Source organism: Rathayibacter sp. AY1B7 (genome assembly GCF_002932735.1).
Classification (GTDB): domain Bacteria; phylum Actinomycetota; class Actinomycetes; order Actinomycetales; family Microbacteriaceae; genus Rathayibacter.
On record NZ_PSWK01000006.1, the window covers coordinates 1 to 25,413 of the forward strand.

Below are 25,413 nucleotides of genomic sequence, written 5' to 3' on the forward strand. Positions count from 1 at the left end.
GCCGCCTCCGTCGCGGGATCGAGGTCGTCGAGCAGCCGCGCCGCGCGCGCAGGCGTGACCGCGATGCCGACGGACGCCGGCACGTCAGCCCCGGTCGCGGACGGCGCGCGCCAGCGACTCGAGGCGCTCCCGGTACTCCGGCCACCACTCCTCCGGCACCGGCGGGAGGTTGTCGCCGGGCGTCCGGAGCCCGACCCGCCCGTCGATCAGCTCGCGGACGATGTCGGCGTGGCCGGCGTGCCGGTGCGTCTCCGCGGTGATGTGGACGAGGATCCGGTGCAGCGTCACGTCGCGGTTCGTCCACCAGGGGACCTGCCCGGGAGCGTCGAGCGGGAGGGCCACGACCGTCGCGTCGGAGTGGGCCCACACGCGGCGGTACAGCGCGACGACGTCGGCCAGGGACTCGTCGGCCGTCGCCCACATGTCCGAGTTCGGCTCCGACTCGTCCTCCATCCACGGCATCGGCTCCGAGAACGGCCGCCCGAACACGGCGCCGAGGTAGCCCGCCTCGGTGCCCGCCACGTGCTTCACCAGGCCGAGCAGGTTCGTGCCCGTCGAAACCAGCGGCCGCCGCACGTCGTACTCGTCGAGCCCGTCGAGCTTCTGCAGCAGGGCGTCGCGCCCCTCCTGCAGATAGCGGAGGAGGGTCTGCTTCGCGTCGTCGCTCATCCCCCCAGCCTGCCGCGCCCGTCCGAGCCGCGCCAGAGCGGTGCCGGAGCCGCGCCGTGCTCAGACCGCAGAAAGTAGCGCCCCGCGAGCACCGGGATCCGCGGATCCACGGGCCGCCGAGGCGATCCTTCCTGCGTTGTGGACGGGGTCAGGCCGGGACGCCCGCTCCCGCCCGCTGGACCCGCGTGCCGACGAGGCGCTGCGAGGAGGCGTCGACAGCGGCGGCCGGGCCGACCAGCTCGAGCGCCGCCTCCGTCTCGCGCGTCGCGCAGTCCGGGCCCACCCACAGCTCGACGCGGCCGGGCTCGACGATCCGCACGCCCTCGCGTCCGGTGAAGGCCAGGCGCGCGGCCGGGACCTCGAAGCGGACCTCCGCCTCCTCGCCGGGCTCGAGCGCGACCCGCGCGTAGCCGAGCAGCTGCGCCACCGGCCGGGTCACGCTCGCGAACACGTCGCGGGCGTACAGCTGCACCAGGTCGATGCCCGCCCGCCCGCCCGTGTTGCGGACGCGCACGGTCGCCGTGAAGGAGCCGTCCGTCGGGGCGGACTCCTCGACCGCCAGCTCCGTCCGGGCGAAGGCCGTGTACGAGAGGCCGTGGCCGAACGGGCGCACCGGCGTGCTGTCGGCGGAGGTCACGTCCGACGGCCCGCCGAGGATCGGGTGCAGGTACGAGAACGGCTGCGCCCCGGCCGAGCGCGGCAGCGAGACCGGCAGGTGGCCGGAGGGATCGACCCGTCCCGAGACGACGCCCGCGATCGCGCCGGCGCCCTCCTCCCCCGGGAAGAACGCCTGCAGCACGGCGGCGGGAGCCGACGGCCCGTCGAGCGCCCAGCCCACGGCGTAGGGGCGGCCGGTCAGCAGCACGAGCACGACCGGAGTCCCGGTCGCCACGACCGCCTCGACCAGCTCGCGCTGGCGGCCCGGGAGCTCGAGGCTCTCGACGTCGTTGCCCTCGCCGACCGTGCCGCGGCCGAACAGGCCCGCCCGGTCGCCGACGACCACGATCGCCACATCGGAGTCGGCGGCCGCCCGGACCGCCTCGGCGATCCCGGAGTCGTCGTCCCCCTCGACCGAGCAGCCCTCGGCGAGCAGCAGCTCGGCCGAGCCGAACTCGTCGGTCAGCGCGTCCGCGACCGTCGGGATCTCGAAGCCCAGCGGCACGCCCGGGTGGTGCGCCAGCACGTGGTTGGCGAAGGAGTAGCAGCCCATGAGCGCGGGCGCGCTGTCGGCGTTGGGGCCGATCAGCGCGAGGCGGTGCGGCGCAGCGAGCGGCAGGACGCCGTCGTTGGCGAGCAGCACCACCGACTCCTCGGCCAGGCGGCGGGCGATGTCGCGGTGGGCCGGCGAGTCGAGGTCGATCGACTCGGGGGCGTCGTCGAAGCGCGCGTCGAGCAGGCCGAGACGCTCCTTCTGCGCGAGCACCCGCAGCACGGCCCGGTCGACGAGCGCCTCGTCGGCCTCCCCGGCCCGGATGCGCGCGGCCAGCGGAGCGAGGAACGCATCGCCCGTGGGCAGCTCCACGTCGATCCCCGCGGCGAGCGCCAGCTCGGCCGCCTCGCCCAGGTCGGCGGCGACCGCGTGCATGAGGTGGAGGAACGCGACGGAGAAGTAGTCGGCGACGACCACGCCGTCGAAGCCCCAGCGCTCGCGCAGCACGCCCGTGAGGTAGGCGGGCGTCGCTCCGACCGGGTCCCCGTCGATCTCGGCGTAGGAGTTCATCACCGAGCGGGCGCCCCCGTCGCGGATCGCCATCTCGAACGGCGGCAGCAGCACGTCCGCGATCTCGCGCGGTCCGGCGTGCACCGGCGCGTGGTTGCGGCCGCCGCGGGAGGCGGAGTAGCCGATGAAGTGCTTCAGCGTCGCGTCGACGCCGGTGGACTGCAGCCCCTGCACGTACGCGGTGCCGATCGTGCCGACGACGTACGGGTCCTCGGCGATGCACTCGTCGACCCGGCCCCAGCGGGGGTCGCGGATCACGTCGAGCACGGGCGCCAGGCCCTGGTGGATCCCGAGCTCGCGCATCGAGCCGCCGATCACGGCGCCGAGCTCGGCCACGAGCTCCGGGTCGAACGAGGCTCCCCAGGCGAGCGGAGTCGGGAACGTCGCGGCCTGCCAGGCGGCGAGCCCGGTCAGGCACTCCTCGTGGACGATCGCCGGGATGCCCAGCCGCGTCTCCTCGACGAGCCGGCGCTGCTCCGCCCACAGCCACTGAGCGCGCTCGAGCGGATCGACGGGGCGCGTGCCGTAGACGCGGGTCAGCTGGCCGATCCCCTCGCGGGTCGCCTCGGCGTACCCGGTCGAGGTGGCCATCTCGCCGGCGAGCGGGGCGACGACCTCGCCGCCCTGGTCGACCCAGTAGCCGACCAGCTGGGAGAGCTTCTCCTCCAGCGTCATCCGGCCCAGCAGCTCGGTGGTGCGGGCGGACGGAGCCTGTGGGTCCTCTGGTGCGTGCGGTGCGGTCACGGTGCGACCCTCTCTGCGGGTGGGGCGACGGGTGCGGACGGGACGGGGGACGCGGCGGACGGGCGGAGCGATCCGCTCATCCCTTCACCGCCCCCGTCAGCCCGCCGACGATGCGGCGCTCGAAGACGCTGAAGAAGATCAGCGCCGGGATCATCGACAGCGACACGAAGGCGAGCACCTTCGCCGTGTCGACCGAGTACTGCGACGAGAACGCCTGGACTCCGAGCGGGAGCGTGAAGGTGGACTCGTTGTTGAGGATGAACAGGGGCAGCAGGTAGCTGTTCCAGCTCGCGATGAACGCGAGGATCCCCGTGGTGATCACGCCGGGCATCGCCAGGCGCACGACCATCCGGAAGAAGAAGCCGATCCGGCTGCAGCCGTCGATGAAGGCCGCCTCCTGGATCTCGTCCGGGATCGCGCGGAGGAACGGCACCAGGATGATGATCGTGGTCGGCAGGCCGAACGCGATCTGCGGCAGCACCACTCCGGCGAGCGAGTTCATCAGGCCGAGGCTCTTGATCACCAGGTAGAGAGGAGTGATCGCCACGGTCATCGGGAACATCAGGCCGGCGGCGAAGAGCGCGTAGAACACGCCGCGTCCGGTGAAGTCGTAGCGGGCCAGGACGTAGCTCGCCATCAGGCCGAGCACGACCACGCCGAGCGTCGTCGCGAGGCCGGCGATGGTGGAGTTGCCGACCTCCTGCCAGAAGACTCCGCCGGTGATCACGTCGAGGTAGTTCTGCACGTTCCACGGCGAGGGCAGGCCCGCCGGGTCGGTGGTGATCTGCGCGTTCGTGCGGAAGCCGCCGAGGATGATGTACGCCACCGGGGCGAGCATCAGCGCGATCACGACGATCGCCACGACGTAGGCGATCGTGGTGCCGCGGCCCAGGGGCTGCCGGCGCCGCTTCGCCGCGAGAGGCCGAGGGGTCTCCGGAGTGATAGGCGGGGCCGTCATCGTCGTGCCGGTCATCGCTTGTCTCCCGTCAGTGCGCCCGCCGTGTCGCGCCGGAGCACGAAGCGCTGGTAGAGCAGCGCCACCACGAGCGAGATCAGGAACAGGACCACCGCGACGGCGTTCCCGTACCCGTAGTTGCCGGCATTGCGGCCGTTGGTGACCAGGTAGATCGCCATGGTCGAGGTGCCCGCGGTCGAGGACACGTACTGGCCCCAGATGATGTAGACGAGGTCGAACAGCTGCAGTGCGCCGATGATCGACAGGAACGCCCAGATCCGCAGGGTCGGCGCGAGCAGGGGCAGGGTGATCCGCCGCTGCACCTGCCAGTAGGAGGCGCCGTCGATGGCCGCGGCCTCGGACAGCTCCTCGGGGATGCCCTGCAGTCCCGCGAGGAAGAGGATCACGGCGAAGCCGATGTACTTCCACGTGATGATCAGCATCAGCGTCCAGATCGCGATCGCCGGATCCGAGAGCCAGTCCTGCTTCAGCGCGCCGAGGCCGACCTTCTCGAGCAGGCCGTTGACCGCGCCGCTGGTCTGGAGCATCAGGCTCCAGCCGGTGCCGACGACGACCTCCGAGATCACGTACGGCACGAAGATCAGGACGCGGATGATCGACTGCCCGCGCAGCTTGCGGTTCAGCAGCAGCGCCAGGAGGATCGCGACCGGCCCCTGGAGCACGAGCGAGAGCACCACGATGATGCCGTTGTGCGCGAGGGCGTCGTGGAAGGTGGGGTCCTGCAGGATCGTCAGGTAGTTGCGGAAGCCGACGAAGTCCGTCGGCACTCCGTAGCCCTGCCAGCTGAAGAAGCCGTAGTAGGCCGCCATCACGACCGGGAAGATCACGAAGGCGAGGAAGACGATCAGCGCCGGGCCGACCAGGAGCGCGATCTCGAAGCGCCCCGCCCAGCCCACGCTGCGGCGGCGCCGGCGCACCGGAGGCGTCGAGGTGACGCCTCCGGTGCGCGCGGTCCCGCGGGGCTCATCCACTCCGAGGAGCGGGCTCTCGCGGAGTGCCATGGTGGCTAGGCCTTCGCCGCGGCGGCGTTGACGGCCTCGACCAGCTGCTCGGGGTCGCTCTTGCCGGCCAGCAGGTCGACGACTCCGACGTTCAGCGCGTTGCCGACGTTGAGGCCGTAGACGGTGTCGAGCCACTGCGAGACGTACGGGGCCGAGTTGTAGGCCTCGAGGATCTGCTGCAGGTACGGCTCGGTGACCGCCTCCTGCGCCACGGTGTTCACCGGGGGCGCGTTGAAGGCCGCGTAGTACTCCTTCTGCACGTCGGAGGTGGCCAGGTAGTTGAGGAAGTCGACGCACTCGTCGGGAGCGCCCGCGGAGCAGGAGTAGCCGTCGACGCCGCCCATGATCGCGCCGGCCTCGCCGTCGCCGCCGTCGATCTCGGGGAAGGGGAACCAGCCCAGGTCGGGCAGCGGCTTCTCGTCGGGGGTGAGGGAGGCGATCACGCCGGGGTTCCACGCGCCCATGAGCTCCATCGACGCCTGGTGGTTGGCGAGGAGTCCGGCCGAGCTGCCCGCGCCCTGCTGGGCGGCGGTGGTGAGGAAGCCCTCGTTGAACGGCTCGGTGGCCGAGAAGTCCTGCAGGTCCTCGCCCGCGCGGACCCAGCAGTCGTCCGAGAAGTCCTTGGTGTCGGCCGCCTCGGCCATGGTATCGGCGCTGCACTCGCGGAGCGCGAAGAAGTAGTACCAGTGCGCGGCGGGCCAGGCGTCCTTCGCGCCGAGCGCGACGGCCTGGGCTCCGCTGCCCTTGATCTTCGTGATCGCCGAGTCGAGCTCGTCGATGGTCTTCGGCGTCTCGGTGACGCCCGCCGCCGTGAAGAGGTCCTGGCTGTAGAACAGGCCGCCCGGGAGGACGGCGACCGGCATCGCCCAGACCTTGTCGTCGAGCGTGTTCGCCGAGAACGAGCCCTCGGGGATCTCGCTGCGCGCCTGGTCCGAGATGCCGTCGGTGAGGTCCTTCAGCTGTCCGCCCGCGACCATGGCGGCGAGCTTGCCGCCTCCGCGCTGGAGGAAGACGTCGGGGGCGTCGCCCGAGTTGAGCGCCGTCTGGAGCTTGCCGTCGAGATCCTCGTTCTGGATGGCCTGCGACTCGATGGTCACTCCGGGGTTCGCGGCCTCGAAGTCCGCGATCGTCTTGTCCCAGAACTCCTGGCCGGGGCCCGTGGTCGAGTTCTGCCAGAGGGTCATCGCGACGGTGCCGTCGCTCGATCCCGAGTCCTGGCCCGAGCAGCCGGTGAGGGCCGCGACCGTGCCGAGCAGGGCTGCTGTCGCCACTGCGATCTTCCTGAACTTCATCGTCCAACCGTTCTCTTCATCGAGGGCGCCGCCTGGTGCACCGGCGCCGTGGGGGTTCCCGCCTTCGCGGGTGGAGTCAGTGTCCGCAGTGCTTGCGAAAGTGGTCAAACGTTTTCGAAATGGTTTTCGAAGCACGGGTTACAGTCGGCCACATGACCACCCGACCGACCATCCACGACGTCGCCGCTGCCGCCGGCGTCTCGGTGGCGACGGTGTCCAAGGCCGTGAACGGCCGCTACGGCATCGCCCCCTCCACCGCCACCCGCGTGCTCGAGGTCGTGCGCGAGCTCGGCTACGAGTCGAGCCTCGTCGCGAGCAGCATGCGCTCCCGGCGCACGGGCGTGATCGGCGTGCTCGTCGCGGGGTTCGAGCCGTTCAGCGCCGAGATCCTGAAGGGCGTGGGGTCGGTGCTGGCGGAGTCGCGGTTCGACCTGCTCGCCTACTCCGGCTCCCACGAGGGCGAGCAGGAGGGCTGGGAGCGGCGCTCGCTCAGCCGGCTCAGCGGCACCCTCATCGACGGGGCGATCATGGTGACGCCGAGCGTGGTGAGCGCGCCCTCCGACATCCCGCTCGTCGCCGTGGACCCGCACACCGGCCGCGCCGACCTGCCGACCGTCGAGTCCGACAACTTCGGCGGCGCCCTGCTCGCCACCCGCCACCTCGTCGCCCTCGGGCACCGCCGCATCGGCTTCGTCGCGGGCCGCGGCGACCTGCGCTCGGCGCGGCTGCGGGAGGCCGGCTACCGGGCGGCGCTGGCGGAGGCCGGCATCGCCTTCGACGAGCGCCTGCTGCGGGTGGGCAACTACCACCGCGACACCGCCCGGCGGCCCGCCTCCTCGCTCCTGTCACTGCCCGACCGCCCGACCGCGGTCTTCGCCGCCAACGACGTCTCGGCTCTGGCGATCATCGAGACCGCCGCGCACCTGGGCCTCGCCGTGCCCCACGACCTGTCGGTGATCGGCTTCGACGACGTGCCCGAGGCCGCTCGCTTCGATCCGCCGCTGACCACCGTCCGCCAGCCGATGCAGACGCTCGGAGCGACCGCCGCCGAGATGCTGATCGCGCTGATGGCCGGGCGCGAGCCGCGCTCGCTGCACGTGCAGCTGCCGACGCAGCTCGTCCGCCGCGCGACGACGGGACCGCCGGCATGAGCGACGACGGGACCGCCGGCACGGGCGACGAGCTGGAGGACGACGGCCCGACCGCGGTGCACGCCGCCCTCTTCGACGCGCTGGAGCTGGTGGACCTGCCCGCGCTCGAGGCGCTGCTCGACGAGCGCTTCGTGATCGAGCACCCGACCGGCCTGGTGCAGTCGCGGGAGGAGTGGCTCGCCGACATCGACGAGGCGCGCAAGGAGTACCACGAGATCGACCACGTCGAGAGCGCCCTCTCGGGCGGCGCCGCGCACCCGGTGCTCACCTCCCGCACCATCACCGAGGCGACCATCGGCCGCCTGCACGCGACCTGGCGGCTCCAGCTGACGAGCCGCCTCGTCCGCCGCGACGAGGGGTGGGTGATCACGCGGACCGTGGTGACGAGCTGGTGAGGCGGGCGGACCGGCGCGTCCGTGGCCGGCCGCAGGCGCGGCGGGCAGGATCGACACCGTGCTCCTCCAGGTCGTGACCCGCTCCGCCCGCCCGGCCGCCGAGATGTTCGACCGGGCGCGCGACATCGATCTACACATGCGCTCGCAGGCCGGCGCTCGCGAGCGCGCGGTGTCCGGGACGACCACCGGGCTGATCGGGCTCGGCGAGCTCGTGACCTGGAGCGCCCGGCACTTCGGCGTCCCGCTCCGACTGACCAGCACCGTCACCGCGCTCGACGCCCCGAACTCCTTCGTCGACGAGCAGACCCGCGGACCCTTCGCGACCTTCCGGCACGAGCACCGCTTCGAGCCCGACGGCTCCGACTCCGGCTCCGGCTCCGGCTCCGGCTCCGGCTCCGTGATGATCGACCGGCTCGAGTACTCCGCCCCGCTCGGCGTCCTCGGGCGGATCGCGGAGCGGCTGGTGCTCGACCGGCACCTGCGGCGGCTGCTGGAGGAGCGCGGCGCGTTCCTCGCCGGAGGCGACCGGTGAGCGTCGCGGTCCGGACCCTGCTGACGCTCGTCGCCGTCGCCGGGGTCCTCTCGCTCGCGACGACCTCGGTCCTGTTCGCCCTGTCCTCCCTCGACACCGGCCGGGACCCCGGCGAGCTGCTCCTCCCGCTCGCTCGAGCACTCCTGGCGACCGCCGTGACGGCGGCCGTCGGCGGGCTCCCCTACTCCGCGGGACGGGGTCGCGCGCCCTGGCCGGTCCTCTGGTCGGCCTCCACGGTCTGCATCCTCGCGATCGCCTGGATCGTGGTCTCGATCGCGGCGTGGACCGACGCGGGCGACGGGACGGACGCCGTCGTCGCGCTGCTGACCGTGGTGCCCGCCGCCTGCTGCTCGATCGCCGCGGTGCCGGTGACCGAGCTCGTCCTCCGGGTGGGAACCCGCAGGATCGGCGCCCGCCAGCGGATCCGTTCCCGCCGCTTGACGTTGACGCCGCGTCAACCCGTACCGTCGCTTCCATCGCCGCCGGAGTCCCCGGCGACGCGGAGACGGAGGGCGCTGTGGAGCAGGAGTGGACCGTGCACGAGGTGGCGCGGCTGGCCGGTACGACCAGCCGGACGCTGCGGCACTACGGGGCCGAGGGGCTGCTGCCGCCGAGCCGGGTGGGCGCGAACGGCTACCGCTACTACGACGCCGCCGCGCTCGTGACGCTGCAGCGGATCCTGCTGCTGCGCGACCTCGGTCTCGGGCTGCCCGAGATCGGGCGGATCCTGCGGCGCGACGCGGAGCCGGTGGCCGCTCTCGAGCGGCACCTCGACGTGCTCCAGGAGGAGCGCCGACGTCTCGACCGCCGCATCCGAGCGGTCGCCGGGACGATCACCACGATGAGAGAAGGGAACGGGCCGATGGCCGAGGAGATGTTCGACGGGTTCGACCACGCGGAGCACCGCGAGGAGGTGGAGCGCCGCTGGGGTGCTCCGGCGTACGCCGACGGCGACCGCTGGTGGCGCTCGATGAGCGCGGAGGACCGCGAGCAGTGGCAGCGGCGGCAGGCGGACCTCGCCGACGCGTGGACCGCCGTGGCGGCGAGCGGGGCGGATCCGACCGGGGCGGAGGCGCTCGCGCTGGCCGAGCGGCACCGCGCCTGGCTCGCCGAGGTGCCGGGCACGCCCCGCGACGCGACCGGCGGCCCGAGCGACGAGTACCTGCTCGGGCTCGGCGAGATGTACGTCGACGACGAGCGGTTCGCGGCGCACTACGGCGGAGTCGCCGGCGCCCGGTTCGTCCGCGATGCGCTGCGGGCACTGGTCGGGCGGCGGGGATGACGGAGGTCTCGTCGGCCGCAACGCGACCCCGCTCCGGAACGGCATGATCGCCTGATGGGACGCATCCGATTCAGCAGTCCGGGCTGGGACGAGGACACCGACCGGGGACCTGCGCCCGAACCCGACTGTGCCCGGTACTCCCGGGACGACGGGGCGAGGTTCACCGCGATCACGCTCACCTGCCTGTCGGTCCTCCCCGCGATCGTCCTCACGGCCGCGTTCCTCCTCGTGCGGCTCCCTCCGCTCGACCGCGACGACCAGCCCGACTGGACGGCGCCGCGCGCGGAGGTCCTGGCTCCGTGGCTGCTGCTGTTCCTGCTCCCACCGCTGGTCACGGGACTGCTCGCCCGTCTGGTCGGCGGGCGGGACTCCTTCCACGGGTTCCTGCCGTCCGCCGCGGTCTGCCTCGTGGTGATGGCGCCGTTCCTCGGGCTCTCGGCCCTGTCGCTCCTCGGCTAGGCGCCGCCTCTCACGCCTGCAGGATCACCGCGCCGTAGTGCGTGCCCGCGCCCGTGCCCACCAGCAGCACCGACTCCCCCGGCTGCACGCGCGAGCGGTGCAGGGCCAGCGGGATCGCGCTGCCGATCGTGTTGCCGACCTCGCCGAGCGTGATCGTCATCCGGTCGCGACCCCAGAGGCGGGCCATGCCCTCGAGCCCGGCCGCGCTGGTCTGGTGCGGGACCACCCGGTCGATGCCGGGGAGCCCGCTCGAGAGGCCGGGCCGCACCTCCTCGAGGAACGCCGGGAAGTGCCGCAGCGCGTCGACGAGCAGCGCCTTGCCCTGCATGTCGAAGCGGAAGTCGGCGAGCCGGTCGGGCGCCTCCTCGATGCGGATGCGCGAGCCGAAGCCGCGCAGCTCCGCGTGGCCCACACCGCTCGGGCGGGTGCGGAAGTGCGTGGTGACCAGGCCCTGGCCCGGAGTCTCGGCGCGTCCGATCACGACGGCGGCGGCCGCGTCGCCGAAGAGCAGGGCGCTCTCGGGCTGGCCCGGGTCGATGCCGCGGCTGCCGCAGTCGGTCGAGACGATGAGCACGGTGTCGGCGCGACCCGTGGCGAGGAGGAATCCCGCCTCCTGCAGAGCGAAGAGGAACGACAGGCAGGTGGCGCCGACGCTGTACGCCGAGACGTCGTCGAGGCCGAGTCCCGCCGCGAGCAGCGCGCCTCCGTCCGGGATCGCCTGCAGCTGAGTGCCCGAGGCGTTGAGCACCACGTCGACCGTGTTGAGCCCGGCCGCCGCGAGCGCCCGACGGGCGGCGAGCAGGCCGAGCTCCAGCGGGTCCTCGTCGTCGGTGACCCAGTGGCGGGTGCGCACGCCGGAGCGGCGCTCGGCCTCGTCGGCGGGCAGGCCGCAGAGCGCGGCGACCTCGGCGGTCGTGACGATCCGCTCGGGCAGCGCTTCGCCCGTGCCGAGGACGCGGAGCGGGAGGAGGTCGGGCACGCGGGCCCCTTCCTGCCCCGGGACGTGCGGAGCGAATCCCTGTATAGCGCGCCTCTGCACCTCCGCGCGCACTGTTCGGCGCGGTTTGACGGCACGGGCCCCCGCCGACACCATGGTCCCGGAGCGGGGGACGGATGGACGCGCGCGGTTTCTGGGTGGTCGTGCCCTTCCTCGACGAGGAGAAGCTGCTCGGCGGCGCCCTCGACGCGCTCGCCCGCCAGACCGATCCGGACTTCACGCTCCTACTCGTCGACAACGGCAGCACCGACGGCTCGCGCGCCGTGATCGAGGAGTTCCGCCGCCGGTGCCCGGAGCGGCAGGTCGCCGTGATCGACGAGGCGCAGAAGGGCACGGGAGCCGCCTCCGACACCGGCTTCCGCCACGCGATCGCCGAGGGCGCGACGGCCGTCGCCCGCACGGACGCCGACTGCCTGCCGAGCGCCGACTGGGTGGCGCGCCTCAAGGCCGACCTCCGCGGCGGCGCCCGTTTCGTCGGCGGCCGCCTGTCCCCGCGGCGGGACGAAGCCGTCTACCGCTGGTACGACGGCGTGCTCGGCACCGCGCTGATCCGCCTGATGGAGCACGCGCCGGGCGTCTTCTACCGCCGCCCCGGCCAGCGGTACCGGATGTTCATGGCCGCCGGCTGCAACCTCGCGATCGACGCCGCGCTGTACCTCCAGGTCGACGGCTTCCCGCGCTCGAGCATCGACGACACGGACGAGGACCTGGAGCTGCACCTCAAGGTCTGCCAGGTGATCGGGCGGAGCGAGGCGCTGCTCGACAAGGACGCGGTCGTGCTGATGTCGATCCGGAAGGGCAAGGCGCTCGGGTACCTGGGGATCCTGCTCTGGTACTGGGGCCGCAAGCGCGGGCTGGAGGTCGTCGATGTCCGCTGAGCGCCGGCGCCGCGTGCTGATCACCGGGGCGACGGGGTTCCTCGGCGGCTACGCGGTGCGCGAGTTCCTGGCCGCGGGCGACGACGTGCTCGCCACCGGTCGCGCCCCCGAGGCGCTGGCGCGGCTGGAGGAGGAGGGCGCCACGGTCCTCCGCGCCGACCTCGCCGAGCTGGGCGCGACGGACGTCGAGGCCGACGTGCTCGTGCACGCCGCCGCTCTCTCGAGCCCGTGGGGCACGTGGAGCGAGTTCGAGCGCGCGAACGTCGCGGGGACGGAGGCGATGATCGCGCTGGCCGAGCGCTGCGGGGTCCGCCGCTTCGTCTTCGTCTCCTCGCCGAGCATCTACTCCGCCCGGCGCCACCAGTACCTGGTGCGGGAGGAGGAGGTCGACGCCGGCAGCCGGATGAGCCTCTACATCCGCAGCAAGATCGAGGCGGAGCGGCTGCTGCAGGAGGCGCACCGCGCCGGCCGGATCCCCGAGCTCGTGATCCTGCGCCCCCGCGGCCTGATCGGCGTCGGCGACCCCAGCCTCCTCCCCCGCTTCGTCGCCGCGAGCCGCCGCCGCGGCATCCCCCTCTTCGACGGCGGTCGGAACCCCGTCGACATCACCTGCGTCGAGAACGCCGCGCACGCGCTGGTGCTCGCCGCCGACGCTCCCGTGGCCGACGGCGGCGTCTACAACATCACCAACGGCGAGCCCGCTCCGCTCGGCGACCTCCTCGAGCGCTTCTTCGCCGCGATGGGCGAGGAGCCGCGCTTCATCCGGGTGGACCTGCGCGTGCTGACCGCGCTCGCCGAGATCCTGGAGCGGGTGTACCGGCTGCTGCCCGGCCGCGAGCCGCCGTTCACCCGCTACACCGTGGCGACCCTCGCCTACGCGCAGACCCTCGACATCTCGCGGGCGCGGACCGAGCTCGGCTACGAGCCGACCGTGCCGCTGGCCGAGGGCATCCGCCGGGTCGGCGAGCACCTGAGGAGGACGCGTGGCTGAGTCGTCGCTGCAGGTGATGGCGTGCGGGAGCACCGTCTTCCCGCTGTCCCGGGTGTTCCGCGGGAAGGGGCTCCCCCGCCGCGTCTTCCCCTCGAACGTCTTCCTCTACACGCACGCGAGCGGCCGGCGGGTGCTCGTGGACACGGGCTACCCGCCGACGTTCCGCGGGACAGGCCTCGTCGGACGGCTGTACGAGCGGATCCTGCCCGCGACGGTGCCGGACGACGAGACCGTCGACCAGCGGCTGCTCGCCCTCGGCCTGACCCCGGCCGACGTGGAGTTCGTGGTGCTGACGCACCTGCACCCGGACCACGTGGGCGGCGTGCGCTGGTTCCCGGACGCGACGTTCGTGCTGTCCTCGGGCCAGGTCGCCTCCGTGCGGCGGAACCGCGTGCGCGAGGGGATCTTCCGCGCGCTGCTGCCGCCGGGGTTCGCGGCCGGGATCGTGGCGGACGAGCAGCCCGCGACGACGATCGCGGGGCTGACCGGATTCGACCTGTTCGGCGACGGGTCGCTGCTCGTGGTGCCGCTCCCGGGGCACGCACGCGGTCACCTCGGGGCGCTCGTCGAGGGGCGCGTGCTGGTCGCCGGGGACGCGGCGTGGGGAAGGGAGTTCCTCGGCTGGTCCGGGCGCCTGCGCCGGCTGCCGCGGTTCATCAGCGACGACGCACGGGCGCACGAGCGGACGTCCGAGATGCTGGAGCGGGTGGAGGCGGCGGGCGTGCGGCTGTGCTTCTCGCACGACGCGTATCCGGAGGGGGACGTGCGGCTGGGTGGCGCGGCACCCGTCGGCAGGAAGTCGCCGACCTGACGGCGGGACGGCTCGCGTCGTACCCTCTCGTCCATGACGGACTACGCTCGACCGGCTGTCGCGGACCGCGTCTTCATCGGCGAGGACGGCCGACCCATCCCCTACGGCACTCGCTGGCTGGGTGAGTCGCCTCCGGACGAGAGCTACTCCGTCACGAGCGATCTCGAGCGTTTCCAGCCGCTGCACACCGTCGCGGACGCCCTGCTCGAGCACCTCGAGCGCACCTACGACGTCACGGTCGAGGACGACCCGGCCCTGGCCTCACGAGACGAAGCGGAGATCTCCTGGGCCGCCCGCGCCGTCCGCGTGACGCCGCGGGCGGTCGACGCCGCACCTCTGACGATCGTCTGGACCGTCTTCCCCGGCGTCCTCCTCCACGCCGGAGCACTGCACCGCTTCAACTACCCCGTCTGCGGCTGCGACGCCTGCGACGACGAGTGGACCGCCCTCGCGGACGACCTCGAGCGCAGCGTCTTCGACGTCGTCGCGGGCCGCTACGAGGAGAGCATCGCCGCCGGCAAGGACGGCATCATCGTCGGCTACCGCATCGGGAGCGGCAGTGAGCTCGGCTGGTCGAGCGGCTACAGCAACGACGTGGGGGTACATCACAGGATCGGCCACGACGGGCAGCAGCTGACCGCGCCCTTCAGTCGAGTGTGGGAGGCCTGGCCGGAACGCTGACGCCGCGGCCGGCAGACTCTCGCGAGGTCATTGACCCTGTCCGAGGAGTGACGCGCCTGCCGCCTCGGGCCGCGAGATCTCGAGTTCCGATGCTCGACCAGCCTCTAGCGGTCGTCAGCGGGGCAGGTCCTCGTAGGGGACGCGGCGGCTCAGCCAGGCGAGCAGCCCGGCGGCGAGCGCCGCGATCGCCGCCGGGATGAGAAGCAGCCAGAGGGCCGAGGTCACGGCGACGAGGACGAGCGCCGCCGCGGCGACGCCGGCGCCGATCGCGAAGTTCCAGCGCACGTCCGTCGCCACTCCGCCCTCCGGTCGCGCCCACAGCACGACGAGTGCCGTCGCGATCGGCCCGAGCAGCAGCCCCAGCACGAACCAGCGCCAGCGCGAGCGGCCCTTCTGCTCGGCCAGACCGGCGGTGACGATCGCGAGTCCGAACCAGATCCAACCGGAGTCCTGGGTGAGTGTCATGCGTGGAGCCTAGGGCGCGGGCAGGATCGCCCCGGAGAGGTCGCCGGTCGGGAGCGTGGGCCCGTCGCCCGCGCCTCCCGCCCAGCGGTCCCCGGCACGGCGCCGAATTCCTCCGCTACCCGAGCACCACCACGAAGGCGACGCCGACGACGAGGCCCAGCACGAGAGCCACCGAGCCGAACCCGATCAGGAGGGCGAACGTCAGCGGACGGGTCTCGCGGAAGCTCATCGTCCCGGGGATCAGCTCGTTGATCTCGGCGGGGCCGAGCGTCTTCTCCGCGACGGGCGGCGCCTCGATCTTCCGCCGACGAGCGGCTCCGGTCAGGCGCGCCCACACGCTCCGGCTACCGGTGTGCACGCCACGCGCCGCCGGCGAGAGCGGTGTCGTCACGGCGGCGACGACGGCCCGCAGATCCTCGAGCTCCCAGTCCGCCCCGCGGAGCCGCAGCGACCGGCTTCCGTCCGACAGGAACAGGATCAGCGACGGGGGCAGGTCGATCCCCTCACTGTTGGGGCCGGCGTGCACCCACGCGAGCAGCGCCTTCACCGACGGGTCGGCGCGCTCGAAGGTCACGACCCTGCCTCGAGCGTCTGTGCACTCGATCGCCCGGTCCGAGATCCGCAGCGACGCGCTGGCGAGGAACCGCCGGTTGCGGAGCGCCAGCACTCCGACGATCACCAGAGCCACCACGGTGGCGAAGCCGAACAGCCCGAGGTAGACGGCCAGCGCGGCACCGCGGTCGTCGGCGATCACGACTCCCCAGACGCTCCCCGCCAGCAGGACCAGCGCGGGGAGGACGGCGACGGGCCTCAGGCGTCGCGACTCGTTCTCCTGCCGGGCCCTCGAGGGCCGGAACTCGCGAACCGGCTCCGAGCGGTCCGCCCGTCGCCGCTTCATCAGGCCGAGGCGACGGACGGAGAGCCAGTGCGGACGCGGTTCCGAAGAGGGTCGTCGAGGATGCGGCGCATGGCGTCAGGGTAGCGGTGGCGCTCACCAGCGCCGCCCTCGCCTCAGGGGCCTTGGATTCTTCGCGCGGCTGTAGCGCAGCGACCGCCGAAAGCGAGGACCACCGCTCCTTCTGTGCTCCCGGCGACGCCGATAGCCTTCGCCCGTGACCTCCTCGACTCGCGCACTGGACCTCGCTCGTGCACGCCTCCGGATCGGAGTGCTCGCGTTGGTCCACCTCGTGGTCGCCGTCAACCTGGTCCCGTTCGGACTGTTGAGCTACGCCTCCGAGAACTATCCGGCCGTCGATGAGTGGTCCGACCTGTCGACGCTCGGGCGGGCCGTCCAATGGGCGGCCTTCGCTCCGTGGGTGCTCGTCGTCATCACTCCCGTCGTCTCGTTCATCGTCGTCCGTCGCCTCTCCGCCCCCCTGAGGAGTTTCTGGATCACGCCCGCCGCCGGCATCGCCGCCACCGTTGCGATCCACTTCGTGTCCTACCTCTTCTTCGACGCCCCTCGCCCAGTCACCGGAGGGTGAGCGGACGCGGCGCGCCTGTCGATCCGTGCGGGACGTCACCGCACGACAGGTCGGCCCCTCCCGGGGTGCCGCTGCCGGGCACGATCATCCGAGCGAGGGCTCGTCCGGGTCGACAGACTGGGCTGGTGTCCTCACCGATGACGATCCGCGCCGTGCCGACCTCGGCCCGGCGTGAGGAGATGCACCTCAGGCTCCATCTCGCAGAGAGCAGGCGAGTGCTGCCTCTCGCGGCCGTCCCCGGCGATCGGCCTCCTCAGGACCTTCCGTACCGGGCAGCGCGCTCGACGCACGCGGGACGCCGGGCGCGGCGGCAGCCCGCCGGGGACCGAGCGCCCTGACGCGACTCCCGCGCCGCCGGCCACACGACGCCCCCACCCGACGCCCACGCACCCACTCCAGACAGGACCCGCCATGACCTCCTCCCTCTCCCACCCGGCGAGCCGCTGGGCTCTCGACCACATGCCCCTCACCGCGCAGGCCGTCCGGGAGCTCGCTCCGGTGCTCTCCGGGAAGAAGCTGGCGATCTGCCTCCACGTCGAGCCCAAGACCGCCGCCCTCGTCTCGCTCCTCGTCGAGGCCGGGATGGACATCGCTCTGACGGGCTCGCCCGGAACCACGAAGGACGACGTCGCCGACGACCTCCGCGCCCTCGGCGTGCACGTGCACACGAAGCAGAGCGACGGCGAGGCGGAGCACCTCCGCAACATCGAGAAGGTGCTCGAGCACGATCCCGATCTCACCCTCGACAACGGCGCCGACCTGACTCTCCGGCTCATCAACTCGGGCGTCCCGGACCACTACCTCGGCGGCACCGAGGAGACCACCACCGGCGGCATCCGCCTGCGGGAGAACAGCGCGACCCTCCCGCGACCGGTCGTCGTCATCAACGACTCGCCCCTCAAGCTGATCGTCGAGAACGAGTACGGGGTCGGCCAGAGCGTCGTCCAGGGCTTCATGAACGCCACGAACCTCATGATCCCGGGCACCCGCGCCGCGGTCATCGGCTACGGCCCGTGCGGGCGCGGGGTCGCCGACACCCTCTCGCAGCTCGGAGCGCGGGTCTCCGTCGCCGACGTCGACCCGATCCGCTCGCTGCAGGCGATCCTCCGCGGCCACCGCGTCGGACCCGTCGCCGACGTCCTCTCGGACGCGCAGTTCGTCTTCACCGCCACCGGCGCACCCGGCGTCATCGGCGCGGCGGAGATCGACGCGTTCGCCGACGGCGCCGTGATCGCCGGCGTCGGCCACTTCCCGTGGGAGATCGACGAGGACGCCCTCGCGGCCGCCACGGAGTCGACCACCGAGTTCGCCGACGGACAGCGCCGGCAGGGCATCCGCCTGAAGAACGGCAAGCAGATCGTCCGCCTCGAGAACGGCCGGATGATCAACCTCACCGCGGCCGGCGGCAACCCGATCCAGGCGATGGACCTCGGCCTGACCCTGCAGGCCCGGAGCCTCGCCGCAGTCGTCACCGCGGACCTCGACGCCGCCGTGCAGCCCGTCCCGGCCGACGTCGAGCACCGCATCGCGACCGACCTCGTCGCCCTCCTCAGCCGCTGAGGGACGCCGGGCAGGAGGGTCTCGCCGGGCGCAGCGGGTCGGGATCGCGACCCGGCTGCGCCGACGTCGGCGCGGTTGCCGGCAGCAGGAGCAGGCGTCCGTGGCCGCTCCCGCGAGGCCGAATCAGCGGGCCCGCCCGGCTCACGGGCCCGTCACTCGCGGCCGAGCCAGTCCGTGATCGCGCTGACGACGCGGTCGAGGTGGGACTCGAGCAGGAAGTGCCCGCCGTCGACGAGCTCGATGCGCGCGTGGGGCGCGTCGCGGAGGAACGCCTGGGCGCCGGCGGGGGTGAAGATCTCGTCGTTCCGGCCCCAGACGGCGAGGACGGGGACTCCGGACTCGCGGATCCAGGCGTGCACGGCGGGATAGAGCTCGCGGTTGGTGGCGTAGTCGCGGAAGAGCGCCAGCTGCACGTCGTCCTGGCCGGGGCGGGCGAGGAGCGCGAGGTCGTGCTCCCAGGCGTCCGGATCGACGGTGGTGGAGTCGGGGACACCGTGGGTGTACTGCCATTCGACGGCCTCCCGGCCGAGGGCCGGTTGGAGGGCTTCGCGCGTCTCGTCGGTCCGCTCGGCGGCGTCGGCCCAGATCGGGTCCCAGAAGCCGGGCACGAAGCCCTCCTCGTAGGCGTTGCCGTTCTGCGAGATCACGGCGACGACCGCGGACGGATCGGCGAGGGCGAGGCGCCAGCCGACGGGGGCGCCGTAGTCCTGGACGTAGATCGTGTACCGGGTCACCCCGATGGTCTCGAGGAAGCGGCCGGTCACCGCGGTCAGGGCCGCGAACGTGTAGTCGAAGTCGTCGACGGAGGGCGCGGACGAGCGTCCGAAGCCGATGTGGTCGGGGGCGATGACGCGGTAGTGACCCGCGAGGGCGGGAAGGAGGTGGCGGAACATGTGCGAGCTGCTCGGGTACCCGTGCAGCAGCAGGAGGACGGGCGCGTCGACGGGACCAGCCTCCCGCCAGAAGACGTCGAGTCCGTCGACGGACACGGTGCGGTGATGGACGACGACCATAGCTAACCCCTTCAAGTAGATTTACTGGTTAGTCGGACGCTAGCATGGATCGAACGGGCCGCACGGCGTGGGAGGACGGGGAACGATGGATCGGGACGAGGAGCTGCTCCTAGCGGTGCTGAACAGCGCGCCCGTGGTGGACGGACGGCCGACGGACGACCTCGGCGACGCGGCCGGTCGCGAGCTCGCCCGGCGGTGGGGCGGAGTCGGCACCGAGGACGAGCTCGAGCAGCTGCGCCGTGCCCGCGACGCGCTCCAAGCGGTCGTGCGCTCGGGCGCGCCCGAATCCGTCGCGGAGCTCGCGGACCTGGTCGCGCACGCCGTGCGCACCCCGCGCGTCACCGATGAGGGCGTCGTGTGGGAGCTGAGCGCTCCCGAACCGGATCGACTCGCGGTGGAATCGGTCCTCGCCTGGTCCGCTGTGAACGCCCGGTTCCCCGGGCGGCTCCGCGCCTGCGCGAACGACGAGTGCAACCTCTTCCTCCTCGACCGCAGCCGCCCCGGCACCGCCAAGTGGTGCTCGATGGCGACGTGCGGCAACCGGATGAAGGCCCGCGCGCACGCGAGCCGGTCGCGGGACTGAGGGCGGCCGGGAGGCGCAGCGGCGAACGCTAGGCGCCGCGCAGCCGGGCCGTCGATGCGGACGCCTGCGCGCGAGCCCGTTGCAGGGCCTCCTCGCGTCCGGCCGCGTCGAGGCGGGCGGGACCGTAGGTGACCACCGGGGGCAGGACGTCGTACCCGACGAACTCGAGCATCCCGCGATGGATGTGGAAGAGGAACGACTGCAGGTCGCCGTAGCCGTCGGCGGCGCCGGGCGCGAAGGCCGCTTCGCCACCTCCCGTCGTCAGCAGGAGCATCGCGGTCCTGCCGCGCAGGCCGCCCTCGGCGAAGACGCCGTGCTCGCCTCCGAACGTCGCGCCCATCACGAAGACGCGGTCGATCCAGCCCTTCATGATCGCCGGCATCGAGAACCACCACAGGGGGAACGAGAGCACCAGGAGATCCGCCTGCAGCAGCTCGTCGAGATCGCTCGTGACGTGCTCCCCGAGCGTCTTCTCGAGGACCGCGGTCATCTGCTGCGCCTGCGGCTTGAAGTAGCCGGAGCCGGGCGCGAACTGGTCGCGGTGCAGCACCGGGTCCCGGCCCTCGGCGTACAGGTCGAGCCGGCGCACCTCCATGCCGTCGGCCCTCAGCTGCTCGAGGACCGCGTCCGCCTGCGCCGAGGAGAAGGACCGCTCCTCGGGATGGGCGTGGACGAGCAGAGCGCGGCGAGCGGGAGCGGCCTCGGAAGCATCGGTCATGGCGCCGATCATATCGACGATTCGCGATACGTCGCTAGATCGAGGCTCCGAGCCGCTTCAGGAGCCCGTCGACGTCGGCGTCGCTCCTCCGGTAGTGGGTGTACTTCCCCACGCGCGTCGAGCGGACGAGGCCCGCGCGCTCCAGGGATCCCATGTACGACGAGATGGTCGACTGCGCGAGACCGCTCTTCGCGGCGAGATGGGTGACGCAGACCCCGAACTCGGCGCGGTCGGCGATCGGCTCGAACTCGCTGAACGACGCCTCGGGAGAGCGGAGCCACTCCATGATCTGCAGTCGCGTGGGATTGCCCAGCGCCTTCAGCACCTCGACCAGTCCCGTGTCCACCGCGCCATTCTCCCCTGCTCGCCGACCGGGGCGCCTCCGCGCCGGAATCACCCTCCGCCCGGACGCACCCCGCTCATGGCAGCAGGATCACCTTGCCGTCGAGCGTCCGGGACTCGGCGAGCTCCATCGCCTCGACGATCCCGGTAAGCGGGAAGCGGGCGGCGATGTTGGCCGTCAGCGAGCCGTCGGCGAGGAGTCCGAGCACGCGGCCGAGGTCCTCCTCGAGCCGCGCACGGAAGCGCGCGGGGCGCAGCGAGTGGCCCGCCCAGAGGTCGTAGAAGGCCGCGCGCCGGCCGTTGGGGGCCAGCTGGTAGGCCTGGATCCGCGCGAGCTGGCGGAGGAACGGGGGCCAGATGCTCCCGGTGCTCGCGCTGACGATCGCGTACGCGACGAGGGTGCCGCCGGGCGCGACCAGGGACCACGCCAGCCGGGTCGTCGCTCCGCCGACGTTGTCGAACACGGCCTGCACTCCGCCGGGAGCGAGCTCGCGCACGCGGGCGGCGAGGTCGGGATCGGCGTAGTCGACGGGCTCCACTCCGGCCGCTCGGAGGGCCTCGTGGTGGCGGGGCGAGGCGGCGCCGATCACGCGGATCCCCTCGAGGCGGGCGAGGCGGTGCACGAGGCCGCCGACTCCGCCGTTCGCGCCGAACAGGAGGATCGTGCCGCCGCGGGAGACCCGGGCCGAGCGGTGCAGCATCTGCCACGCCGTCACTCCGTTGACCACGACGGCCTCGGCGTCCTCGGACGCGACTCCGTCGGGGACGAGAACGCAGTCGCGGGCGGCGACGCGGGCGTGACCCGTCCAACCGCCGGTCTTGGTGAGGGCGGCGACCCGGCGGCCCTCGAGCGACGCGTCGCCGCCGGGGCCGACCGCGAGGACCCGGCCGACGAGGTCGTAGCCGGGCGTGAAGGGGAACGGCGGCTGGGCGAAGTAGCGGCCGCGGCGCATCGACTGCTCGGCGAACGAGATGCCGGTGGCCTCGACGGCGACGAGCAGCTCGCCGGCCGCGGGCGGCTCGACCGGCGCCTGCTCGAGGAGCAGTCCGGACGGCTCGACGATCCCGGGGAGGACGACGCGGGTGGTGGTGCGGGGAAGGGTGGTGGACATGAGGGGCTCCTGGAGGTTGTGGTGAGTGACTGGACAGTCACAATCGCGGACATGAAAGGGGAGGGTGGTGAAGAGGAGGAGAAGGAGGAGGGGAAGGAGAAGAGGGCAGACGAGAGGACCGCGGACTCAGTCGCGGTGCCGGATGCCGTCGGAGACGATGCGCGCCCACTCGGAGTCGACGCCGCCGAGGTCGGTCTGCACGATCAGGTGGCAGAGCTGCCCGTAGGCGACGAAGCGCTGCACGGCCGGACCGTCGGCTCCGGAGACGACGGTGACCGTTCGGACGACCGCGGAGATCCCGCGGCGCACCGCCTCGCGGATCTCGGGGACCTCGCACGCGCTCTGCGCCTGTGACTGCAGCATGATCAGGTCGCGGTCGGCGATCAGGTCGATGTAGGCGACGGTCATCGCCTCGAGCCGGTCGGCCGGGTCCGAGGAGGGCGAGGCCTCCCCCGCCGCCGCGAGCGTGGTCGCCACCTGCTCGTAGCAGCGGTCGACGGCCGCGACGAAGACGCCGAGCTTGCCCGGGAACAGGCGGAAGACGTAGGCGGGCGAGACGCCGGCCTCGGCGGCGACCTCGGTGATCGGAGTCGCGGCGTAGCCGGTGCGCGCGAAGACGTGGAGCGCTGCCGCGGTGATCCGCTCGCGCTGCGCCTCGGCGGTGGAGCGGGTGGAGGGAGAAGGCATGTGACTGATCGAACACTTACTTCGCTCGCCTGTCAAGAGGGGCTGCCGGACGGATCGAGACTGCGGCCCCGATCAGGGGCACCTCCACGATCCGGTCCGGCACGCGGCAACGGCAGGCCTACCGATCGTGGAGCCCGCCGCACACCCCCTACCCCGCACCCCCATCCCGCCCCTAGGTTGGGGGGACCCGCATCGCCGACCGCGCACCACAGAGTTCCGATGGAGGAACGCCATGGCCACGACACCCGTGCTCCGCAGGATCGCGATCGCGCTGGTCGCGGTCGTCGCAGTGGGAGTGGCGGGTGCCGCACCGGCGTCCGCTCTCGACAGGCCCGTCTCCGGATACCTGAAGGACAGCGGGCTCACGCCCGAGAAGATCCGCGACTTCCTCGGCGGACCCCTCATCTCGCCCTCGACGCAGGTGGGCTACGGCGGAGCGGTCTCGAGCGTCGACGCGAACGCGAGCCGCGTGGGCATGGAGGTGCTGAAGCGCGGCGGCAACGCAGCTGACGCCGCGGTCGCCACGGCCGCGGCCCTCGGCGTGAGTGAGCCCTACAGCGCCGGCATCGGCGGAGGCGGGTACTTCGTCTACTTCGACAAGGCCTCCGGCGAGGTCAGCACCATCGACGGACGCGAGACAGCGCCGGCCGGCATCACCTCGGACGCGTTCCTCGACCCCGCGACCGGAGCCCCGTACCCGTTCACCCCGGACCTCGTCTCCTCCGGCGTCGCGGTCGGCGTGCCCGGCACGGTGGCGACCTGGGACACCGCGGTCGACCGCTTCGGCACCCTGCCGCTCCCCGTCGTGCTGGCGCCCTCGATCGCGCTCGCGGCGAAGGGCTTCCGGGTGGACGAGACCTTCCGCAACCAGACGCTCGACAACCTCGAGCGGTTCCAGGCGTTCCCCGACACGGCCGAGCTCTTCCTCCCCGGTGGGGACGCGCCGAAAGTGGGCAGCACCTTCCGCAACCTCGACCTCGCGAAGACGCTGACCTCCATCGCCGTCCACGGGCCGGACGCGTTCTACGAGGGCGCGCTGGCCGCCGAGATCGCCGACACGGTCCAGAACCCGCGGATCGCCGAGGGGTCGGACCTCCCCGCCCCGGCCGGCACGATGACCGCCGCCGACCTCGCGGCGTACTCGGTCGCCGAGCAGGCGCCGACCCGCGTCTCCTACCGCGGACTCGACGTCTACGGGATGGCACCCTCCTCCTCCGGCGGGATCGCGGTCGGCGAGGCCCTCAACATCCTCGAGAACCACGACCTCGCGGCCGAGGACACCGGCAGCGCCCTGCACCTCTACCTCGAGGCGTCCGCCCGCGCCTTCGCCGACCGCGGCGCCTACGTCGGCGACCCCGCCTTCGTCGACGTGCCCACCGAGACGCTCCTCAGCCAGGAGTTCGCGGACTCGCGGGACTGCACGATCGACCCGGCGACCGCCTCCGTCCGCCCGGTCGCGCCCGGCGCTCTCGACGGCTCCGGATGCGCGACCGCCCCCGCCGCGGAGGAGTCGGACACCGAGAACATCTCCACCACCCACCTCTCGGTCGTCGACAAGTGGGGCAACGCCGCCTCCTACACGCTGACGATCGAGCAGACCGGCGGCTCGGCGATGACCGTCCCCGGCCGCGGCTTCCTCCTCAACAACGAGATGACCGACTTCTCCCCCACCTTCGTCGACGGGGACCCGAACCGGATCGAGCCGGGCAAGCGCCCGCGCTCGTCGATGTCGCCGACGATCGTGCTCGACGGCGGGGACGTGCGGTTCGTCGTCGGCTCGCCGGGCGGATCCACCATCATCACGACGGTCCTGCAGACCCTGGTCAACCGCATCGACCTCGGCATGACGCTCCCCGAGGCGGTGGCAGCGCCCCGCGCCTCCCAGCGCAACGGCGCGACGACCTCGGCCGAGCCCGAGTTCATCGAGGCGTACGCCGACGACCTCGCTCACTTCGGCCAGCAGCTGGTCCCCTCGGGCGACACCTTCACCTCGGCCGCGCAGATCGGCGCGGTGGCCGCCATCGAGGTCGACCCCTCCGGCCGGATGACCGCGGTCGCCGAACCGGTGCGGCGCGGCGGCGGCGTCGGGCTGGTGGTCCGGCCCGAGAAGTGACGCCCCGGAGCCTCCGCGGCGCGCTGAGAGGAACCGCCGGCCGGCCGCTCCTCTCGCCCGGGAGCGGTCCTCCGCGGGAAGGAGGCGTCTGCGACACTGGGGAGATGTCGTCGTCGCGCCCGCTGCGCACCCTCCGGGGTGTCGTCGCGGCGACGGTGGCGACGCTCGTCGCGCTGTTCTCGCACGTGGCCGGCGGCGGCCAGATCCCGGGTCCGCTCGGTGTCGCGATGCCGCTCGTCCTGTCGGTCCTGGTGTGCGTGGCGCTCGCCGGGCGCAGGCTCTCCCTGGTGCGCCTGGCGGTCTCGGTCGGAGTCAGCCAGTTCCTGTTCCACACGCTCTTCACGATCGGGACCTTCACGGGGCCGGTCGATGCGCCGACCCTGCACGCCCACCACGGCGCCGTGATCGACGTCAGCGCGGCGATGACGCACAGCGGGATGACCGGCTCCTCGATGTGGGCGGCGCACCTCGTCGCCGCCGTCGCGACGACCGCGGCGCTCCACCGCGGCGAGTCCCTCCTCGTCAGGGTCGCCGCGACGACGAGCCACCTCGTGACCCGCCTGGTGCGGGTGCTGCCGACTCCGGTGGCCGCTCCTCGACCCGCGCGACGCTCCTCCTTCGAGCTGCGCGACGTGCTCCCCCTCGCCTCGGGCGTCTTCCCCCAGGCGGCGCTGCGGCGCGGCCCCCCTCTGCAGCCCGCCTCCTGATCATCGACGCGAGCCGCGGCGAGGACCTCCCCGGAGGTCCCCGCGGCGTC

The 25,413-nt window shown here is 72.8% G+C and carries 27 protein-coding genes; 14 read left to right on the plus strand and 13 right to left on the minus strand.

The annotated features are described in order from the left end of the window. Nucleotides 1-84: 84 nt before the first annotated feature. From C5C95_RS04795 to C5C95_RS04815, 5 genes are all read right to left on the minus strand, one after another. The gene (locus C5C95_RS04795) at nt 85-669 is read right to left on the minus strand and encodes a DinB family protein (protein WP_104323923.1); all 585 of its coding nucleotides are present in this window, start codon (nt 667-669) and stop codon (nt 85-87) included. A 148-nt stretch (nt 670-817) separates the two neighbouring features. Then, nucleotides 818-3,064 (minus strand): glycoside hydrolase family 3 N-terminal domain-containing protein, encoded by a 2,247-nt coding sequence (locus tag C5C95_RS04800; protein ID WP_104323924.1) that lies wholly within the window; start codon nt 3,062-3,064, stop codon nt 818-820. A 145-nt stretch (nt 3,065-3,209) separates the two neighbouring features. Further along, nucleotides 3,210-4,106, minus strand: a complete 897-nt coding sequence (locus C5C95_RS04805) for a carbohydrate ABC transporter permease (RefSeq protein ID WP_104308476.1) — start codon at nt 4,104-4,106, stop codon at nt 3,210-3,212. Then, nucleotides 4,103-5,110 (minus strand): carbohydrate ABC transporter permease, encoded by a 1,008-nt coding sequence (locus C5C95_RS04810; RefSeq protein WP_104226347.1) that lies wholly within the window; start codon nt 5,108-5,110, stop codon nt 4,103-4,105. The genes C5C95_RS04805 and C5C95_RS04810 overlap by 4 nt, the downstream gene beginning before the upstream one ends. A 5-nt stretch (nt 5,111-5,115) precedes the next feature. Further along, on the minus strand, nt 5,116-6,402 hold the full coding sequence (locus tag C5C95_RS04815) for an ABC transporter substrate-binding protein (protein WP_104226346.1): 1,287 nt from the start codon (nt 6,400-6,402) through the stop codon (nt 5,116-5,118). A gap of 152 nt (nt 6,403-6,554) precedes the next feature. On the opposite strand from C5C95_RS04815, the gene C5C95_RS04820 reads away from it, so the two are divergent. From C5C95_RS04820 to C5C95_RS04840, 5 genes are all read left to right on the plus strand, one after another. Further along, nucleotides 6,555-7,553: a LacI family DNA-binding transcriptional regulator gene (locus C5C95_RS04820; RefSeq protein WP_104224902.1), complete on the plus strand. Its 999-nt coding sequence runs from the start codon at nt 6,555-6,557 to the stop codon at nt 7,551-7,553. Then, nucleotides 7,550-7,948, plus strand: a complete 399-nt coding sequence (locus C5C95_RS04825; RefSeq protein ID WP_104317333.1) for a nuclear transport factor 2 family protein — start codon at nt 7,550-7,552, stop codon at nt 7,946-7,948. Before C5C95_RS04820 ends, C5C95_RS04825 begins: the two co-directional genes overlap by 4 nt. Nucleotides 7,949-8,006: 58 nt before the next feature. Continuing rightward, nucleotides 8,007-8,480, plus strand: a complete 474-nt coding sequence (locus C5C95_RS17340; RefSeq protein ID WP_308471516.1) for an SRPBCC family protein — start codon at nt 8,007-8,009, stop codon at nt 8,478-8,480. A 517-nt stretch (nt 8,481-8,997) separates the two neighbouring features. Then, the gene (locus tag C5C95_RS04835) at nt 8,998-9,762 is read left to right on the plus strand and encodes a MerR family transcriptional regulator (protein WP_104323925.1); all 765 of its coding nucleotides are present in this window, start codon (nt 8,998-9,000) and stop codon (nt 9,760-9,762) included. 54 nt (nt 9,763-9,816) lie between these two features. After that, entirely contained in the window at nt 9,817-10,221 is a 405-nt protein-coding gene (locus C5C95_RS04840) for a hypothetical protein (protein WP_104323926.1), read from the plus strand. Nucleotides 10,222-10,231: 10 nt separating this feature from the next. Here the strand turns inward: C5C95_RS04840 and C5C95_RS04845 are convergent, their stop codons facing one another. Beyond that, nucleotides 10,232-11,200: a 3-oxoacyl-ACP synthase III family protein gene (locus tag C5C95_RS04845; protein ID WP_219814742.1), complete on the minus strand. Its 969-nt coding sequence runs from the start codon at nt 11,198-11,200 to the stop codon at nt 10,232-10,234. 134 nt (nt 11,201-11,334) lie between these two features. On the opposite strand from C5C95_RS04845, the gene C5C95_RS04850 reads away from it, so the two are divergent. Genes C5C95_RS04850 through C5C95_RS04865 form a run of 4 tightly spaced genes read left to right on the plus strand, consistent with a single transcriptional unit; the run spans nt 11,335 to nt 14,579 of the window. Further along, nucleotides 11,335-12,096: a glycosyltransferase gene (locus C5C95_RS04850; RefSeq protein WP_104261373.1), complete on the plus strand. Its 762-nt coding sequence runs from the start codon at nt 11,335-11,337 to the stop codon at nt 12,094-12,096. Then, nucleotides 12,086-13,087 (plus strand): NAD(P)-dependent oxidoreductase, encoded by a 1,002-nt coding sequence (locus C5C95_RS04855; protein WP_104248080.1) that lies wholly within the window; start codon nt 12,086-12,088, stop codon nt 13,085-13,087. The genes C5C95_RS04850 and C5C95_RS04855 overlap by 11 nt, the downstream gene beginning before the upstream one ends. Beyond that, nucleotides 13,080-13,898 (plus strand): MBL fold metallo-hydrolase, encoded by an 819-nt coding sequence (locus C5C95_RS04860; protein ID WP_104323928.1) that lies wholly within the window; start codon nt 13,080-13,082, stop codon nt 13,896-13,898. Before C5C95_RS04855 ends, C5C95_RS04860 begins: the two co-directional genes overlap by 8 nt. Before the next feature lie 33 nt (nt 13,899-13,931). Next, nucleotides 13,932-14,579, plus strand: coding sequence for a DUF6226 family protein (locus C5C95_RS04865; RefSeq protein WP_104224913.1), 648 nt, complete (start codon nt 13,932-13,934; stop codon nt 14,577-14,579). Nucleotides 14,580-14,693: 114 nt separating this feature from the next. Here C5C95_RS04865 and C5C95_RS04870 read toward each other — a convergent pair whose 3' ends face one another. Next, complete coding sequence (locus C5C95_RS04870; protein WP_104224914.1) at nt 14,694-15,044, minus strand: hypothetical protein; 351 nt, start codon at nt 15,042-15,044, stop codon at nt 14,694-14,696. A 115-nt stretch (nt 15,045-15,159) separates the two neighbouring features. Then, complete coding sequence (locus C5C95_RS04875; protein ID WP_104323929.1) at nt 15,160-15,942, minus strand: hypothetical protein; 783 nt, start codon at nt 15,940-15,942, stop codon at nt 15,160-15,162. 214 nt (nt 15,943-16,156) lie between these two features. Here C5C95_RS04875 and C5C95_RS04880 point away from each other — a divergent pair, with 214 nt between their 5' ends. Together C5C95_RS04880 and C5C95_RS04885 are read left to right on the plus strand one after the other, a co-directional pair. Next, entirely contained in the window at nt 16,157-16,528 is a 372-nt protein-coding gene (locus tag C5C95_RS04880; protein ID WP_104224916.1) for a hypothetical protein, read from the plus strand. A 411-nt stretch (nt 16,529-16,939) separates the two neighbouring features. Beyond that, nucleotides 16,940-18,088: an adenosylhomocysteinase gene (locus C5C95_RS04885; protein ID WP_104323930.1), complete on the plus strand. Its 1,149-nt coding sequence runs from the start codon at nt 16,940-16,942 to the stop codon at nt 18,086-18,088. Between the two features lie 152 nt (nt 18,089-18,240). Here C5C95_RS04885 and C5C95_RS04890 read toward each other — a convergent pair whose 3' ends face one another. After that, nucleotides 18,241-19,101 carry an alpha/beta fold hydrolase gene (locus tag C5C95_RS04890; protein ID WP_104323931.1) on the minus strand — a complete coding sequence of 287 codons (861 nt, stop codon included), beginning with the start codon at nt 19,099-19,101 and terminating at the stop codon, nt 18,241-18,243. A gap of 85 nt (nt 19,102-19,186) precedes the next feature. Here C5C95_RS04890 and C5C95_RS04895 point away from each other — a divergent pair, with 85 nt between their 5' ends. After that, nucleotides 19,187-19,684, plus strand: a complete 498-nt coding sequence (locus C5C95_RS04895) for a CGNR zinc finger domain-containing protein (protein WP_104323932.1) — start codon at nt 19,187-19,189, stop codon at nt 19,682-19,684. A gap of 28 nt (nt 19,685-19,712) precedes the next feature. Here the strand turns inward: C5C95_RS04895 and C5C95_RS04900 are convergent, their stop codons facing one another. The 4 genes from C5C95_RS04900 to C5C95_RS04915 all read right to left on the minus strand — a co-directional run bounded on the left by C5C95_RS04900 (nt 19,713) and on the right by C5C95_RS04915 (nt 22,543). Beyond that, a complete protein-coding gene (locus C5C95_RS04900; protein WP_104323979.1) occupies nt 19,713-20,402 on the minus strand; it encodes an NAD(P)H-dependent oxidoreductase in 690 nt (229 codons plus the stop codon). Between the two features lie 34 nt (nt 20,403-20,436). Next, entirely contained in the window at nt 20,437-20,748 is a 312-nt protein-coding gene (locus tag C5C95_RS04905) for a helix-turn-helix transcriptional regulator (protein ID WP_244230566.1), read from the minus strand. Nucleotides 20,749-20,821: 73 nt separating this feature from the next. After that, nucleotides 20,822-21,856, minus strand: a complete 1,035-nt coding sequence (locus C5C95_RS04910) for a medium chain dehydrogenase/reductase family protein (protein ID WP_104323933.1) — start codon at nt 21,854-21,856, stop codon at nt 20,822-20,824. 126 nt (nt 21,857-21,982) lie between these two features. After that, nucleotides 21,983-22,543: a TetR/AcrR family transcriptional regulator gene (locus tag C5C95_RS04915; RefSeq protein ID WP_104323934.1), complete on the minus strand. Its 561-nt coding sequence runs from the start codon at nt 22,541-22,543 to the stop codon at nt 21,983-21,985. Nucleotides 22,544-22,775: 232 nt separating this feature from the next. Here C5C95_RS04915 and ggt point away from each other — a divergent pair, with 232 nt between their 5' ends. Further along, complete coding sequence (ggt, locus tag C5C95_RS04920; protein ID WP_104323935.1) at nt 22,776-24,656, plus strand: gamma-glutamyltransferase; 1,881 nt, start codon at nt 22,776-22,778, stop codon at nt 24,654-24,656. A 104-nt stretch (nt 24,657-24,760) separates the two neighbouring features. Further along, entirely contained in the window at nt 24,761-25,363 is a 603-nt protein-coding gene (locus C5C95_RS04925) for a hypothetical protein (RefSeq protein ID WP_104257424.1), read from the plus strand. The last annotated feature ends 50 nt before the right edge of the window (nt 25,364-25,413 follow it).